This window comes from Caulobacter sp. CCNWLW153 (assembly GCF_036889365.1).
GTDB lineage: Bacteria > Pseudomonadota > Alphaproteobacteria > Caulobacterales > Caulobacteraceae > Caulobacter > Caulobacter radicis.
In genome coordinates, this window is the sequence record NZ_JBAKFV010000014.1 from 24852 (window position 1) to 40636 (window position 15785).

General features: G+C 70.3%; 12 protein-coding genes, 1 tRNA gene and 1 pseudogene. 5 read left to right on the top strand and 9 right to left on the bottom strand.

What is annotated here, in order from left to right; genetic code table 11:
- Position 1: 1 nt before the first annotated feature.
- From rplK to V6S85_RS20095, 5 genes are all read right to left on the bottom strand, one after another.
- Positions 2–433, bottom strand: coding sequence for a 50S ribosomal protein L11 (gene rplK, locus V6S85_RS20075; protein WP_058346464.1), 432 nt, complete (start codon positions 431–433; stop codon positions 2–4).
- A 165-nt stretch (positions 434–598) separates the two neighbouring features.
- Positions 599–1954, bottom strand: a complete 1356-nt coding sequence (locus V6S85_RS20080; protein ID WP_334350023.1) for a tetratricopeptide repeat protein — start codon at positions 1952–1954, stop codon at positions 599–601.
- Between the two features lie 157 nt (positions 1955–2111).
- Positions 2112–2669 carry a transcription termination/antitermination protein NusG gene (gene nusG, locus V6S85_RS20085; RefSeq protein ID WP_058346465.1) on the bottom strand — a complete coding sequence of 186 codons (558 nt, stop codon included), beginning with the start codon at positions 2667–2669 and terminating at the stop codon, positions 2112–2114.
- 14 nt (positions 2670–2683) lie between these two features.
- On the bottom strand, positions 2684–2995 hold the full coding sequence (gene secE / locus V6S85_RS20090; protein ID WP_101719570.1) for a preprotein translocase subunit SecE: 312 nt from the start codon (positions 2993–2995) through the stop codon (positions 2684–2686).
- 63 nt (positions 2996–3058) lie between these two features.
- Positions 3059–3134, bottom strand: a tRNA-Trp gene (locus V6S85_RS20095).
- Positions 3135–3378: 244 nt separating this feature from the next.
- Between V6S85_RS20095 and V6S85_RS20100 the strand changes: the two genes are divergently transcribed.
- Positions 3379–3552 carry a hypothetical protein gene (locus V6S85_RS20100; RefSeq protein WP_165799384.1) on the top strand — a complete coding sequence of 58 codons (174 nt, stop codon included), beginning with the start codon at positions 3379–3381 and terminating at the stop codon, positions 3550–3552.
- A gap of 49 nt (positions 3553–3601) precedes the next feature.
- Here the strand turns inward: V6S85_RS20100 and V6S85_RS20105 are convergent, their stop codons facing one another.
- Positions 3602–3892: a hypothetical protein gene (locus tag V6S85_RS20105; protein ID WP_240633813.1), complete on the bottom strand. Its 291-nt coding sequence runs from the start codon at positions 3890–3892 to the stop codon at positions 3602–3604.
- A gap of 328 nt (positions 3893–4220) precedes the next feature.
- Between V6S85_RS20105 and V6S85_RS20110 the strand changes: the two are divergent.
- Positions 4221–5118: pseudogene (locus tag V6S85_RS20110) on the top strand (ferredoxin--NADP reductase); the annotation flags it as partial.
- A gap of 71 nt (positions 5119–5189) precedes the next feature.
- Here V6S85_RS20110 and V6S85_RS20115 read toward each other — a convergent pair.
- Positions 5190–6407, bottom strand: a complete 1218-nt coding sequence (locus V6S85_RS20115) for an MFS transporter (protein WP_334350025.1) — start codon at positions 6405–6407, stop codon at positions 5190–5192.
- Between the two features lie 91 nt (positions 6408–6498).
- Between V6S85_RS20115 and V6S85_RS20120 the strand changes: the two genes are divergently transcribed.
- The 3 genes from V6S85_RS20120 to V6S85_RS20130 all read left to right on the top strand — a co-directional run bounded on the left by V6S85_RS20120 (position 6499) and on the right by V6S85_RS20130 (position 10509).
- Positions 6499–7293, top strand: a complete 795-nt coding sequence (locus tag V6S85_RS20120) for an AraC family transcriptional regulator (protein WP_334350026.1) — start codon at positions 6499–6501, stop codon at positions 7291–7293.
- Positions 7294–7349: 56 nt separating this feature from the next.
- The gene (locus V6S85_RS20125) at positions 7350–8564 is read left to right on the top strand and encodes a molybdopterin molybdotransferase MoeA (protein ID WP_334350027.1); all 1215 of its coding nucleotides are present in this window, start codon (positions 7350–7352) and stop codon (positions 8562–8564) included.
- Between the two features lie 73 nt (positions 8565–8637).
- Positions 8638–10509: a nucleoside-diphosphate sugar epimerase/dehydratase gene (locus V6S85_RS20130; protein ID WP_116564953.1), complete on the top strand. Its 1872-nt coding sequence runs from the start codon at positions 8638–8640 to the stop codon at positions 10507–10509.
- 172 nt (positions 10510–10681) lie between these two features.
- Here V6S85_RS20130 and V6S85_RS20135 read toward each other — a convergent pair whose 3' ends face one another.
- Complete coding sequence (locus V6S85_RS20135) at positions 10682–14044, bottom strand: error-prone DNA polymerase (RefSeq protein ID WP_334350028.1); 3363 nt, start codon at positions 14042–14044, stop codon at positions 10682–10684.
- A gap of 270 nt (positions 14045–14314) precedes the next feature.
- Complete coding sequence (locus V6S85_RS20140) at positions 14315–15751, bottom strand: DUF6504 family protein (protein ID WP_431830623.1); 1437 nt, start codon at positions 15749–15751, stop codon at positions 14315–14317.
- Positions 15752–15785: the final 34 nt, after the last annotated feature.

Here is a 15785-nt window from a genome sequence, read left to right on the forward strand (position 1 = left end):
ATTAGGCCTCCACGATCTTCAGGCCCATGGCCTTGGCGGAGCCTTCGATGATCTTGGCGGCGGCCTCGATGTCGTTGGCGTTCAGGTCCTTCATCTTCTTCTCGGCGATTTCGCGCAGTTGCGTGCGCGTCACTTCGCCGACGGTCTCACGACCGGTCAGCTTCGCGCCGGACTTCAGGCCGGTGATCTGCTTCAGGTAGTGGGTCGCCGGAGGCGTCTTGGTGATGAAGGTGAACGACTTGTCCTGGTAGACCGTGATCACGGTCGGCAGGGGGGTGCCCTTTTCGACGTTCTCGGTGCGCGCGTTGAACTCCTTACAGAAGCCCATGATGTTGACGCCGCGCTGACCCAGAGCCGGGCCGATGGGGGGCGAAGGCGTGGCCGAGCCAGCCTTCACCTGGAGCTTGATGTAGCCCAGGATCTTCTTAGCCATACTATCCTCTCGTGAGGGCCGGAGCCCTCGCTGGTGAGCCGTGGTGCGGGCTTGGCGGCCCTTCCACGGATTTGGGTTCGCCTTAACGGCGAACACGCCCCGGAATCGGATCCCGGAGCGAGGTCGCGGCGTGTAGCAGTCGCGCGGCGGAGAGTCCAGCGCCAGTCAGGCGCGAGCGGAGACCAGGGCGGCCAGGTCGCGGGCCGCCGCCTCCACCGCCAGGCTCCAGCCTTCCTCGAGCGCGGCCTGCCGGTAGAGCCTCATCGAACCGTACCACGCCGTGTCGGTTCCCGACACGCCCCAGCGCCAGTCAGGGGCGAACGGGATCATCGTCCAGACCGGTCGCCCCAGCGCGCCCGCCAGATGGCACGGGGCCGAATCCACCGACACCACCAGATCCGCCTGGGCCATCACCGCGGCGGTGTCGGCGAAGTCCTTCAGCTCGCCGCCCAGGTCGAGCACGCCCAGCCGGCGGGAGAGATCGGCCGCGGCGGGCCCCTTCTGCAGGCTGATCCACCGCACGCCCGAGATCCGCAGCAGCGGCGCCAGATCGGCCAGGGTCATGGAGCGGTTATGGTCGTTGGTGTGCTCGGGATTTCCAGCCCAGACCAGGGCCACGGTCAGATCGGCGCTCTCGCCCAGCCGGGCGCTCCACGTCGCCATCCGCCCCGGAGGAACGGTCAGGTAGCCGGCGCGCGCGGGAATCGCCTCCAGCCGGATCCCGCAATAGAGCGGCAGGCTGGGCAGGGGGCAGCAGACATCGAACGAAGACCTGTCGCCCGGCTCCAGCACCCGCACGCCCCCCAGCGAGGCTCGCGCCAGGGCCGTCAGAGGCGCGGGCAGCATGGCCGTGACCCGCACGCCCCGCTCGACCAGCGGCGGCAGGAACCGCAGGAACTGCAGCCCGTCGCCCAGGCCCTGCTCGCCATAGACCAGCAGGGCGCGCCCACGGATGTCCTCGCCGCGCCATTGGGGAGCAAAGCCCGGGTCGACGCCCTCCGTCCGCGCCTCGCGAAACTCGTAGTCGACCAGGCCCGAGGCGTAGTCGCCCTCCAGCAGACTGAGAAAGCCTCGACCGAAGCGGGCGTCGACATGATCGGGCGACAGCTTCAGGGCCGCGTCGAACGCCGTCCTGGCCTCGGCCAGCCGGCCCAGGTGGCGCAGGATGTTGCCGAGCGCGGCCAGGATCAGCGGGTCGCCCGGGTCATTGGCGGCGGCCCGGCGGACATGCGGCTCGGCCGCGGCCGCCGACGTGGTCTGCAGCAGCATCAGGGCCAGGGACGCCTCGGCGCGGGCATGGTGCGGATCGAAGGCCAGGGCCGAGCGGAACGCCTGCGCCGCAGCCTTCCACTTGTGCTGTCCGCGCAGGGCTAGGCCCAGGTGATAGTGCGCGAGGGCCGAACGCGGGTTCACCGCCACCACGGCCCGCAGGGCGACCTCCGCCGGCCGGGTCCGCCCCGCCTGCAGGTGCGCGATCGCCGCGTCGTACTTGTGCTCCTGCCTCATACGGTCGTGACGCATGGCCGCCCTCCCTTCGCGACCCGAGAGGTTGGAGGCGGCAAGGCGCAGCGGCACTGGACTTTAGCACAGCGGCCTACCGGCAAGGCGCGGCCCGGAAAGCAAAAACCCCGCGCCGTCGCCGGCGCGGGGTTTTCGAAAGCTTCGGTGGAGGGATCGCTTAGGCGATCTTCTCGACCTGGCTGTATTCCAGTTCGACCGGGGTGGCGCGGCCGAAGATCGAGACGGTGACCCGCAGGCGGGCCTTTTCCTCGTCGACCTGCTCGACCGAACCGTTGAAGCTGGCGAACGGACCGTCGATGACGCGGACGTTCTCGCCGACTTCGTACAGCACGACGGTCTTGGGCTTCTCGACGCCCTCTTCGATGGCGCCGACGATGCGCTGGACTTCCTTTTCGGAGACCGGGGTCGGCTTGGAGCCGCTGCCCAGGAAGCCCGTCACCTTCGGGGTGTTCTTGATCAGGTGGTAGGCCTCGTCCGAGAGGTTCATCTTCACCAGGACGTAGCCCGGGAAGAACTTGCGCTCGGCGTTGACCTTGCGGCCACGGCGGATCTCGACGACGTCCTCGGTGGGCACCAGGATCTCGGAGAAGCTGTCTTCCAGGCCCTGGGCCTTGGCTTGCTCACGGATGCTCTCGGCCACCTTCTTCTCGAAGTTCGAGTAGGCGTGGACGATGTACCACTTGTGGTTCGGGTTGGTCGCGGTTTCGGTGCTCATGGTCTTTATATGTCTTATCCGGCCGCGAACTTCAGCAGCAGATTGGCCAGCGTACCCAAAATCCAGTCGACGCCGAAGAAGAACACCGAGGCGACGATCACCATGATGAAGACCATCACCGAGGTGATCCAGGTCTCCTTGCGGGTGGTCCAGGTGATCTTGCGGGCCTCGGCGCGGACTTCGCGGAAGAACTGCACCGGGTTGAAAGGCTTCTTGGGCGCCGCGGCGGCGGCGGATGGAGCCTGACCGGCAGGGGCCAGCGCCGCGGCCGTACGGGCGGCGCGGTTCTTGATCGCTGACGGGCTGGATCCCGGTTTCCTGGCCATGGTTTCAGAGGCTCGCGTATCTGACAGGCCGGGCCGAACGCCGGACCGGCCGATGACATATAGTGGCAGGAGTGGAGGGACTCGAACCCCCGGCCCTCGGTTTTGGAGACCGATGCTCTACCAGCTGAGCTACACTCCTGCAGAACTCCGGTCCCGATAGAAAGGACCGCAGCCTTGGCGACGGTCCAGGCCGGAGGGCCGCGAGCGGCGCCGCCGACGCTTCCCAGCGCCAGAGCGGCGTCGTGTAGCAGGGTCGTTTGCGCCGGGCAAGCGGATCAGGACGCGTTCGACACGCGTTATTGCGGAAGTCACGGATCAAGCGGCGCCTTTTCACAGGTTTCTTGGTCCGCCCGCGCCTGAAAGAATGCCTGAAAGGATGAAAGATGGCCGCGAATACCGGCGAGCGCCCCTCAAATCGGGAAGTCGAGCACGAGAATCAGCGACCGAATCCGAACGTCGACGGCAAACCGCCTCGTCCAGCCACCGAACCGGCCGGCGGCGAGGCCAGCGTCGACACGCCGAAGACGCGAACCGACCCCGGCTCCGGCGAGGGCTGAAGCGCAGCCTTCACCGAAGCCCTAGAGCCGTTCGAAACGACAGGCGACCTTAGCCGTCCTTCTTCTCCTCGGCGCCGGTCGAGGCGCTCGGCGTCGCCGCCGCGCACTGGACGTTCAGGTACGACCATTTCACGTCCGTGAGCTCACGGCCGCATTCGGTGTTCTTGCCCTGATCGCGACCACGCAGCGAGACGCCGACCCCCTTGGCGGGGTCCGGAGCCGGACTGGCGCTGGAAACGTCGTAATAGCCGCCGTTGGGGCCGCGCACGACGAGGCACTTGGTGTTCTCGACCGGCCGCACGCAGCCGCTCGCCGTCACCGACTTACCTTCCAGGGTCACTTTCTGGGCCTGGGCGGACTTGGATTGGGCGCCGCCTTCACAACCCGCTACGCCTAACGCTAACAGACTGGCCGCCGCGGCGGCCATGATGAACCTCACCCGCATACGTTCCTCCGTATCGTTGGCTTCGCGAACGAAGCAAAAGGAAGTCTGCGCCCCGTTGGGGTGGCCGGCAATCACATTTTTGACACAGTCAGAAAAAGCGAACGGCGATATTTTGGACTGCTCGTAGAATTTTTTCTCCAAGCGGCTTCAGATCGCAAAAGTTGACATCCGCTCTCAACTTCTCACATGACACCCGTGTCGCCTTCAGGGCCGGAGCGACACCCGACTTTTCTTATGCGCGCCGCCGTTCTTCGTACGGCGCGAACAGGATCGAAATCACTGACATGACGGCCGAGACCGCCACCGCCGCCGCCCCTGCTCCCGCCAAGGAGTCCCCGCACCACCTGGAGACCGTCCTCTGGGTCAAGCACTGGACCGACCGGCTGTTCAGCTTCGCCATCACCCGTCCGGCCAGCTTCCGCTTCCGCTCGGGCGAGTTCGTGATGATCGGCCTGCCCGCCCGCGAGGAACTGGGCGAAAAGAAGCCGATCCTGCGCGCCTACTCGATCGGCTCGCCCTCGTTCGCCGAGGAGCTGGAGTTCTTCTCGATCAAGGTGCCTGACGGTCCGCTGACCTCGCGCCTTCAGCAGATCAAGGCCGGCGACCAGATCCTGCTCGGCAAGAAGCCCACCGGCACCCTCGTGCTGGACGCCGTGAAGCCGGGCAAGCGCCTCTTCCTGTTCGGCACCGGCACCGGCCTGGCCCCGTGGCTGTCGGTCGCCCGCGATCCCGACGCCTACAGCCGCTTCGAGAAGGTGATCGTCGCCCACGGCGTGCGCGAAGTGCAGGAACTGGCCTATCGCGACCTCTTCACCAGCGAGATCCACGAGGACCCGCTGGTCGGCGACGAAGCCAAGGCCCAGCTCGTCTACTATCCCACCGTCACCCGCGAGCCGTTCGAGCGCCAGGGCCGGTTCACCGACCTGATCGAAAGCGGCAAGCTGTTCGCCGACCTGGGCCTGGAAGGCGGCAAGTTCGATCCCGAGCACGACCGCGCCATGCTGTGCGGCTCGATGGCCATGATCAAGGACACCGCCGCCCTTCTGGAGGCCCACGGCCTGGTCGAGGGCTCCAACGCCGAGCCGGGCGACTTCGTCATCGAGCGCGCCTTCGTCGGCTGATCCGGCGCGCATCGCCTCGAATTGAAAAGGCCAGCCGCGAGGCTGGCCTTTTTGCTGTCTGGTCCATGCCCTCATCGTCTTCGCGTATTGGGCAGGAAGGCGGCCATCAGGCCCAGCGCCGGCAGCACGGCGCACAGCTTGTAGACGGTCTCGACGCCCTTCCAGTCGGCCAGTTCCCCGAGCACAGCCGCGCCCAGGCCGCCCATGCCGAACGAGAAGCCGAAGAACAGGCCCGAGATCATGCCGATCCGGCCCGGCGCCAGCTCCTGGGCCAGCACCACGATGGCCGGGAAGGCCGAGGCCAGCAGCAGGCCGATAACCACCACCAGCGGCCCGGTCCAGAACAGGCTGGCATGGGGCAACAGAAGGGTGAACGGCAGCACGCCCAGGATCGAGATCCAGATCACCGCCTTGCGGCCGAAGCGATCGCCGACCGGCCCGCCGGCGATCGTGCCCAGCGCCACCGCCGCCAGGAAGGCGAAGAGATGCATCTGGGCGTTCTCGACCGACAGCTGGAAGCGCTCGATCAGGTAGAAGGTGAAGTAGCTGGTCAGGCTGGCCATGTAGACGTACTTCGAGAAGATCAGCACCAGCAGGATGGCGATGCCCTTGCCGGCCGCGCCCTTGGGCAGGTCGAGGGCGATCTTGCGGCCGCCGCCGGCCGCCAGGCGCGCCGCGCCGTGGTGGCGGGCCCAGACGGCGACATTCCACAGCACCGCCCCGGCCAGCAGGGCCAGCAGCGCGAAGAAGGCCAGGCTCGACTGGCCCCAGCGCACCACCACCAGGGCCGCCGCCAGCGGTCCCAGCGCCTGGCCCGCGTTGCCGCCGACCTGGAACAGCGATTGGGCCAGGCCCGGCCGTCCGCCCGCCGCCATCCGCGCCACCCGTGAGGATTCCGGGTGGAACACCGACGAGCCGACGCCCAGCAGGCACGCGCCCAGCAGGACGAGGCCATAGACGTGCGCCACCGACAGCACCGCCAGGCCCGCCAGCGAGAACAGCGTCCCGCCCGGCAGCACCCACGGGTTGGAACGGCGGTCGGCGTACAGGCCCACCAGCGGCTGCAGGATCGAGGCGGTGATCTGGTAGGCCAGGGTGACCAGGCCGATCTCGCCGAAGCTCAGGTGCAGGTCGGTCTTCAGGTTCGGATAGATGGCCGGCAGCAGCGACTGCATCATGTCGTTGAGCAGGTGGCAGCCGCTGATCGCGAGGATCACGCCGAACACCGTGGTCTGCGCCTGCGGGCTGGACGGGTCGGCGGCGGGGGATCGGATCGCGGTGTCGGTCATCGGGCTCTTCCAGTGAAGGTGAGACCGCGATAGGACCTGCGAAGGCGTCCCGCATTCCGCATTGGGACTTTCACTTTCGAGAGTGGGACAGATGGCCAAGCCCTGGGTGCATCCCGCCGACTACGACGCCATACCCCGTCCCATCGTGGCCACCGGCAACGAGTACCCGCCCTCGTTCGAGCTCGACTGGCACCAGCATGGGCGCGGCCAGCTGCTCTACGCGGCCGCCGGCGTGGCCGTGGTCAGCACGCCGCACGGCGCCTGGATCGCCCCGCCAGAGCGCGCGGTCTGGACCCCGGCCGGCACGCCCCACTCGGTCCGCATGGTCGGGGCGGTCAGCACCCGCAGCGTGCTGCTGGACAAGCGAGCCTCGGCCGCATTGGGCGACACCGGCCGGGTGATCGGCGTCTCGCCGCTGGTGCGCCACCTGCTGATCGCCGCCTGCGCCATTCCGGTCGACTACGACGAGGCCGGCCGCGACGGCCTGGTCATGGACCTGCTGCTCGCCGAACTGGCCCGCGCCCCGGTGATCCCGCTGGCCGTGCCCTTTCCCGCCGCCCCCGCCCTGGCCAGCCGCTGCCACGCGTTCCTGGAGCGTCCTACGCCGCACGAGACCATCGACGACTGGTGCGCGCAGCTGGGCCTTGGCCGCCGGGCCTTCACCCGCGCCTTCCGCCGCGAGACCGGCATGAGCTTCGGCGCCTGGCGGCAACAGGCGTGCCTGCTGGCCGCCCTGCCCCGGCTGGCGGCCGGCGAGCCGGTGACGACCATCGCGCTGGATCTCGGCTACGATAGCCCGGCGGCCTTCTCGACCATGTTCAAGCGCCTGCTGGGCATTCCGCCCAATCGCTACAAGCCCGGAGGCGCCGGCGCAGGTTTCGATTGACCCGCGCCCGCTCGTGCCACAGCCATGCCCCGCGCCCAGACAGAGACCATCGATCCGTGAGCCAAGCCCTGAAGAACCTGACCGTCGAGGAAGCCCGGAGCCGGATGCTGGACGGCGCCGCCCGCCTGGGCGTCGAGGCCGTCGCCCTGCCCCTGGCCGTGGGTCGCGTGCTGGCGCAGGACATCGTCGCCGATCGCCGCCAGCCGCCCTTCGACGCCTCCGCCATGGACGGCTGGGCGATCCGCCGGGCCGACTATGGCGTGGTCGAGACCTTCGCGATCGTCGGCGAAAGCGCCGCCGGCCGGGCCTATTCCCAGCCGCTGGAAGAGGGGCAGGCCGTGCGGATCTTCACCGGCGCCCCGGTTCCCGCCGGCGCCGACCTCGTCGTCATCCAGGAAGAGGCGACGCACGAGCGCGACCATGTGGCCTTCGCGGCCGGTGATAGCCCCAAGGCCAACATCCGCCCCGCCGGCGGCGACTTCCGCGCCGGCGACCGACTGCTGGAGGCCGGCGTGCGCATCGACCCCTGGCGTCTGTCGCTGGCCGCCGCCGCAGGCCGCGCCGAACTGTCGGTCGCCCGCCGCCCGAAAGTGGCGATCCTGGCCACCGGCGACGAACTGGTCGCGCCGGGCGGCGCGCCGGCGCCCGACCAGATCTTCGAGTCCGGCTCGTTCAGCCTGGCGGCCCTGATCGAGGCCTGGGGCGGACAGGCGATCAAGCTCGCCCCCGCCGCCGACTCCGTCGAGGCCATCACCGCCGCGGTGGCCGACGCGGCCGTCGACCTGGTGGTGACCATCGGCGGCGCCTCGGTCGGCGACTACGATCTGGTCAAGCCGGCCATGACGCGACTGGGCCTGGATCTGCGTGTCCAGACCATCGCCGTGCGTCCGGGCAAGCCGACCTGGTTTGGCCATCTCGACGACGGCCGCCGGGTGCTGGGATTGCCGGGCAATCCAGCCTCGGCCCTGGTGTGCGCCGAGCTTTTCCTGCGCCCGCTGCTGTCGGCCCTGTCCGGCGCCGATCCGGCCCTGCCCTTCGGCGTCGCCCGCCTGGCCGCTGCGCTGCCCGCCGCCGGTCCGCGAGAGCACTGGATGCGCGCCGCCCGCGCCATCGACGCCGAGGGTCGGGTGACGGTCACGCCCTTCCCCGACCAGGATTCCTCGCTGGTCGGCGTGTTCGCCCGGGCCGACGCCCTGGTCATGCGCCCCGCCGGCGCCCCGCCCGCCGCCGCCGGCGACCTGGTGACCACCCTGCCGCTGGCCCGCGCCTGAAACGCCCCCTGAATCGGCGACGACGAGCGAGCGGCATGCTAAGCCGCGAAAGTTGAACGGAGTTCGAGTGTCCATGGGTCGCGCCGGCAAGATCGCAGCGCATGTGTTCCTGGCCTTCCTGGCCCTGCTGGTCGGACAGGTCCTGGCCGCGGGCCTGGACACCGACCGGCCGGGCCTGCTGGCCCATGCCGGCCTCTACGCCCTGTCGGCCTTCCTGGTGGAACTGCTGTTTCGGCTGGAGCGCGCGCCCTGGCGGTTCGTGGCCGCCGCCGACTACCTGCGCATCGCCCGCTCGGCGGCGCTGACGGCCCTGACCTTCTCGCTGCTGGCGTTCCTGGTCCTGCCCGACCTCGACGGCGGCCTGCGCACCATCCTGGCGGCCCTGGTCGTGCAGATCGGCCTGCTGGCCGCCCTGCGCGTCGGTCGCCGGGCGCTGCACGAGGGCGTGCTGGCCGAAGCCCTGCTGCGCCTGCGCCCCGCCCCTGCCCACCCGGCCCTGCCGCGCCTGCTGATCATCGGCACGGCGGCCGAGGCCGAGGCCTTCCTGCGCGACCCGGCCCTGGCCGAGCGCTACGCCGTGGTCGGCCTGCTCACCCCCGAGGCCCGCGAGACCGGCGACGAGATCCGCGGCGTCTGCGTGCTGGGCGCCATCGACCGCTTCGACGCCGTCATGCGCCAGCTCAGCGACGGCGGCCTGTCGCCGGCCGCCGTGCTGTTCCTGGCCGAAGCCCCGCTGAGCGCCTTCGGCGCCGAGCGCCTGGGCCGCCTGAAGAGCGAGGGCGTGCGCCTGCTGCGCCGCCAGGGCGTGGTCGAGATGGGCGAAGGCCCCACCGCCGCGGCCCTGCGCGAGATCAGCCTTGAGGAACTGCTCAGCCGCGCCCCCGTGCGCCTCGACCCCGCTCCCGTGCGGGCCCTGGTCAGCGGCCGCCGCGTGCTGGTCACCGGGGCCGGCGGCAGCATCGGCTCGGAGCTGTGCCGTCAGATCGCCGCCAGCGGCGCGGCCCACCTGACGATGGTCGACGCCTCCGAGGCCAACCTCTTCCTGATCGACCGCGAGATCGCCGAGGCCTGGCCCGCCCTGCCGCGCCGCGAGGCCCTGTGCGACGTGCGCGATGCGGATCGCGTCACCCGCCTGCTGGCCGCCGAGCAGCCCGACATCGTCTTCCACGCCGCCGCCCTCAAGCACGTGCCGATGGTCGAGAACCACCCTTGCGAGGGCGTGCGCACCAACGTGCTGGGCACACGCAACGTCGCCATCGCCGCCAAGGCGGCCGGCGCCGCGCACTTCGCCCTGATCTCGACCGACAAGGCCGTGGCCCCGTCCAGCGTCATGGGCGCCACCAAGCGCGTGGCCGAGGCGATCGCCCGCCAGTTCGGCGGCGGCGGCCAGATGCGGGTCGGCGTCGTGCGTTTCGGCAACGTGCTGGGCTCGGCCGGGTCGGTGGTGCCGGTGTTCCGCCACCAGATCGCCCGCGGCGGCCCGGTCACCCTGACCGACGCCAATGTCGAGCGCTACTTCATGACCATCCCCGAGGCGGTGTCTCTGGTGCTGCGGGCCGTGGCCCAGGCGGCCGCCGACGCCGAGCCGCCGGCCGGCGTGCTGACGCTCGAGATGGGCGAGCCCGTGAAGATCATCGACCTGGCCCGCCGGATGATCGAGCTGCAGGGCCTCGTCCCCGGCAAGGACATCGAGATCCGCATCACCGGCCTTCGTCCTGGCGAGAAGCTGACCGAGGCGCTGGTCGACATCAACGAGACCGCCGCGCCCAAGTCGGCCGGCGTGGTCGAGGCCACCCCTGTCGCGCCGCCGCCGCGCATCGACGAGGCGACCCTGGCCAGCCTGGAAACCGCCGCCATCGCCGGCGACGAGTTCGGCGTGCGGGCGCAGCTGTTCGCCCTGGTCGAGCGGCTGAGGGCCACGACGCCGGAAACGGCGAAGGCCTAAAACCTACTCCTCTGGGTGCGAACGAGCGGGAAGAGCGTTCCAATATCCGTAAAACCCCCGCGAAAGCGGGGGCCCAGGTGTTTATCGTCGAGCGCCACGCATTTCAGAAAAAGCCTGGGTCCCCGCTTTCGCGGGGATTTTACGGGAGAAGGGGCAGAGCCTGTCCCTCCTCTCAGTGAAAATCCCGGCTTCGCAGCAGCCGGCCCGACACCTTCTGGCGTACGCGCGGCGCCGGCGCGCCGGGTTCATCCCGTAAGGTCGAGAGCTCCGCCGACAGGTCGGTGAAGCCCTCGGCGACGACGTGGATCACGCCCTCGGCCGCCTGCACCCGGCCGTGCACCACCAGGAACGAGGCGGTCATCACCACGTTGCGGTCGGCCTCGAAGCGGTCCTTCCAGACGACCGCATTCGCAACGCCCGTCTCGTCCTCCAGGGTGACGAACACCACCCCCTTGGCCGTGCCCGGCCGCTGGCGGATCAGGACGAGCCCCCCGACCGACACCTTCTGGCCGTTGCGGAATTTCGGCAGTTGGTCGGCGGTGACCGCGCCCATCTCCCGCAGCATCGGCCGGTAGAATCCGCACGGGTGGGCCTTCAGGGAAAGGCTGGTGGTGCGGTAGTCCTCGGCCACCTCCTGGGGCTTGCCCATCGCCGGCAGGGCCACCTGGTCCTCGAACAGCGGCAGCCCGGCCAGCAGCGGGGCCTGGACCGGCGCCTTGTGCTCGCCCTTCAGCCCCTTCACCGCCCACAGGGCGTCGCGCCGCGACAGGCCCGTGGAGGCGAAGGCGTCGGCCTCGGCCAGCAGTTCCAGCGCCCGCTGCGGCACGCCGCCCTGCGCGAACTCCGCCGGCGTGCGGGCGCCCTCGTCGCGGGCCTTCACCAGGGCCTGGACGTCGACCGCCTTGAGGCCCTTGATCTGGCGCAGGCCCAGGCGCAGCGCCTTCCAGCGGGGACGGGTCTTTTCGCAGGAGATCTTGCGGGGGTCTCGGCGCTCCTCCCCCGTGAAACGGGGGAGGCGGCGCGCTGCGGATACGCAGCGTGACGGAGGGGGCGAGGGACAGAGCGCGGCGCCCAGTCTCGCCCCCTCCACCGCTTCGCGTTCCTCCTCCCCCGCTGGCGCGGGGGAGGAGCTGGAAGCCTCCAAAGTACAATCCCAGTCACTGGCCATCACGTCGGGCGGACGCACCTCGACCCCGTGCTCGCGGGCGTCGCGCACCAGCTGCGACGGCTGGTAGAAGCCCATCGGCTGGGAGTTGATCAGGGCCGCGCAGAACACGTCCGGCCAGGCCCATTTGATCCAGGCCGAGACGTAGACCAGCTTGGCGAAGCTGGCCGCGTGGCTCTCTGGAAAGCCGTAGTGGCCAAAACCCTCGATCTGCTTGAAGCAGCGCTCGGCGAAGTCGCGCTGGTAGCCGCGCCGGACCATGCCCTCGACGAACTTCACCCGGTACTCGGCCGGCGTGCCCAGGTTGCGGAAGGTGGCCATGGCCTTGCGCAGGCCGTCGGCCTCGTCGGGCGTGAACTTGGCCGCCTCGATGGCCAGGCTCATGGCCTGCTCCTGGAACAGCGGCACGCCGTAGGTGTTGCCGAGGATCTCCTCCAGCTCGTTCTCCGGCCCATGCTCGGGCGACGGATGCGGCCAGTCCACCGGCTCGATCCCGTTGCGGCGCTTGAGATACGGATGGACCATGTCGCCCTGGATGGGCCCTGGCCGCACGATCGCCACCTCGATGACCAGGTCGTAGAACCGCCGGGGCCGCAGGCGCGGCAGCATCGACATCTGCGCCCGGCTCTCCACCTGGAACACCCCGATGCTGTCGGCCACGCACAGCATGTCGTAGACGCCCGCCACCTCGGCCGGCACGTCGGCCAGGTCGACGATGCGCTCACCGTGATCCTCGCGCAGCATGCCGAAGGCGCGCTGGATCGCCGTCAGCATGCCCAGGGCCAGCACGTCGACCTTCATCAGGCCCAGGCTGTCGATGTCGTCCTTGTCCCACTCGATGAAGGTGCGGTCCTTCATCGCGGCGTTGCCGATCGGCACGGTCTCGTCCAGGCGCCGCTTGGTCAGCACGAAACCGCCCACATGCTGCGACAGGTGGCGGGGAAAGCCCATAAGCTCGGTGGCCAGGGCCACGGCGCGGGCTATCTCCGGCGCCTTGGGATCGAGCCCCGCGTTCTTCAGGTGCTCCTCAGGCAGGCCGTCGCCCCAGCTGCCCCAGACCGTGCCGGCCAGCAGGCTGGTCACATCCTCGGTCAGGCCCAGGGCCTTGCCGACGTCGCGGATGGCGCTGCGCGGGCGGTAGTGGATCACCGTGCCGCAGATGGCCGCGTATTCCCGGCCATAGCGCTGGTAGACGTACTGCATCACCTCCTCGCGCCGCTCGTGCTCGAAATCGACGTCGATGTCGGGCGGCTCGCCGCGGTTTTCGGAAATGAAGCGGGTGAACAGCAGCCGGTGCTTGGTGGGGTCGATCGCCGTCACCCCCAGGCAGTAGCAGACCGAGGAATTGGCCGCGGACCCCCGTCCCTGGCACAGGATCCCCTGCCCCCGCGCCCAACCGACGATGTCGTGCACGGTGATGAAGTAGTTGGGGTAGTCCATCTTGGCGATCAGCCGCAGCTCTTCCCTCAGCTGGGCGGCCACCTTGTCGGGCACGCCGTCCGGATAGCGCCAGGCCGCCCCCTGCCAGGTCAGGCCGGTCAGGTGCTGCATCGAGGTCTTGCCGGGGGGCACCGGCTCGTCGGGATACTCTTCCTCGAGGTCCTTGAGGTCGAAGCCGATGCGCTGGACGATCTCGGTGGTGCGCGCGATCGCCCTTGGCCAGCGCTCGAAGAGACGCGCCATCTCGGCCGGGGCCTTGATGTGGCGCTCGGCGTTGGCCTCGAGGCGGAAGCCGGCCTCCTGGATCGTGCAGTGCTCGCGCACGCAGGTGATGACGTCCTGCAGCGGCCGCCGCTCGGGGCCGTGATAGAGCACGTCGTTGGTGGCGACCATCGGCGCCCCGGCCGCCTCGCCCAGGGCGTCCAGCCGCGAGAGGCGCTTGAGGTCCTGGGCGGCGTAGGCGCGGGACGCGGCCAGCCATACCCGGCCCTTCAGCACCGCGGCGATGCGGGCAAGGTCGGCCTCGAAGGCGGCGTCCAGCCTTTCCGGCGGCACGACCAGGACCAGTTGCCCCTCGGCGTGCTCGGCGAAGTCGGCCCACGACAGGACGCACTCGCCCTTGCCCGCCCGCCGCTGGCCCACCGTCAGCAGCCGCGTCAGCCGCGCGAAGGCCTCGCGGTCGGACGGATAGCAGAGCAGGCTCGGCGCGCCGTCGGCGAAGTCGAGGCGGCAGCCGGCCAGGGCCCGGACCTTCAGCTTCTTCGCAGCCGTCCAGGCGCGCACCACCCCCGCCAGGCTGTTGCGGTCGACCACACCCACGGCGGAAAGGCCCAGGGCCTCGGCCGTCAGCATCAGTTCCTCGGCCCGCGACGCCCCGCGCAGGAACGAGAAGTTGGTGGTGGCCTGGAGTTCGGCATAGGCGTGGGTCATGGGGTGCAGGCCCGCAAGATCCTCCCCCTGTGGGGGAGGTGTCCGCGAAGCGGACGGAGGGGGGAGCAGCTGATGAACGTCGACCGCCGCGGAAGCTGAAAACGCCCCCCCTCCGGCCCTCTGGGCCACCTCCCCCAGAGGGGGAGGATCCCGGAGGGCCGGAGGGGGAAGAGGCCATTGAAATCGACGCGCGCACGAACGTGAGGAATGACTTCCCCCTCCGTCGGCTTCGCTGACACCTCCCCCTTCAGGGGGAGGGTTTTTGCGCCTTCAACCAAACAGGCCATGCAGCCACCATTTCGGCAAAGCATCGTCGCCATAGAGCCCCTGCCGGTAGATCCAGAACCGGCCGCCGGCCTCGTCCTCCACCCGGTAGTAGTCGCGGATCTTGCCCGGACCCGTGTCGTCGAAATCGCCCCGCCACCATTCCTGGCCGATGCGCTCGGGGCCCTCGGCGGCGCGCAGGCGGTGATGGCGGCCGCGCCAGGTGAAGCGCAGCGGCGGGTCGTCGGGCAGCTTGGCCATCACCTCGATCGGCTCGGGGCGTTTCAGCAGGCGGGTCGGGCGCGGCAGGTCGGGGTTCCACGGCCGGGCGCTCGCCGGCGCCGCCAGGGGCGCGGACCGGCCCACGGCGCGCTCGGGCACGTGGCTCTCCACCGGATCGGGCCGCCAGACCCGCCCTTCGCCCAACCGGTTGACCAGCCGGTCGACCAGCGGGGCCAGGGCCTCGGCCGCGTCCAGCTCGGCGTCGATGCGCGCCTGGCCTTGCGCCAGGGCCTCGACCGCGAAGGCGTGGACGGTGATCACGTCGATCCCGAACCCCGGATCGACGACGTCGAGCCTGGGCGCGACCAGCTTGGCCAGGCGCACGGCGTCACGCCCTGGGCGCGCCAGGCCCACGGGCACGGCGAAGGCCTTGCCGTCCAGGCGATGGTAGACGACCTCGAACCGCTTGGCCCCGCGCCCCTGCGCCTCCAGCCGCTTGCAGATCAGGGCCAGCACGTCGGCGGCGACGCGGGCCAGATCCTCGGGCGCGCTGATCGGCTCGAAGAAGGCCAGGCGCTCGAACCACGGACTGGCGGGACGACGAAAGGCCAGGGCCTCGCCCGCCGCGCCCAGGGCCTGGTCCAGCCGCTGGGTGAAGGCCAGGCCGAAGCGCTTGGCCATCTGGGCGCGCGGCAGGGCGTAGAGCTGGCCCACGCGATGCAGCCCCAGGCGCGGCAGCTGGGCCTGGGCGGCCTCGTCCAGCCGCAAGGCCGCCACCGGCAGGCGGGAGAGCGCCTCGCGCTGGCCGCCGGGCGGAACCACCGCCTGCTCGCGTCCGAAACGGGCCTCTCCAAAGCGAGCGAGGGCCCAGGCCGCCCCGGCGGTGTCGGCGATCGCCCCGCGCGCCGGCACGCCCCAGCGCGACAGCCGCTCCAGGAGATCGGCCAGCATCGCCGCCTCCCCGCCCCACAGGTGGTCGGTCCCGGTGATGTCGAGCAGCAGTCCGTCCTCGCCGTCCACCGCCACGGCCGGCGAGAACCGCACGCACCAGTCGCAGAGGCTCTCCAGCGCCCGCCGGTCGGCGTCGGGGTCATGGTCGGCGGTGACCAGCTGCGGGACCAGCGCCAGGGCGTCGGCGGCCTTCTGGCCGGCGGAGAGGCCCCGGGCTGCGGCGGCCGCGTCGACGGCGGCGAGGCGGCGCGTGCCGCGTTCGGAGACCAGCAGGGCGAAGGGGGGATCTTCTGAGATCCTCCCC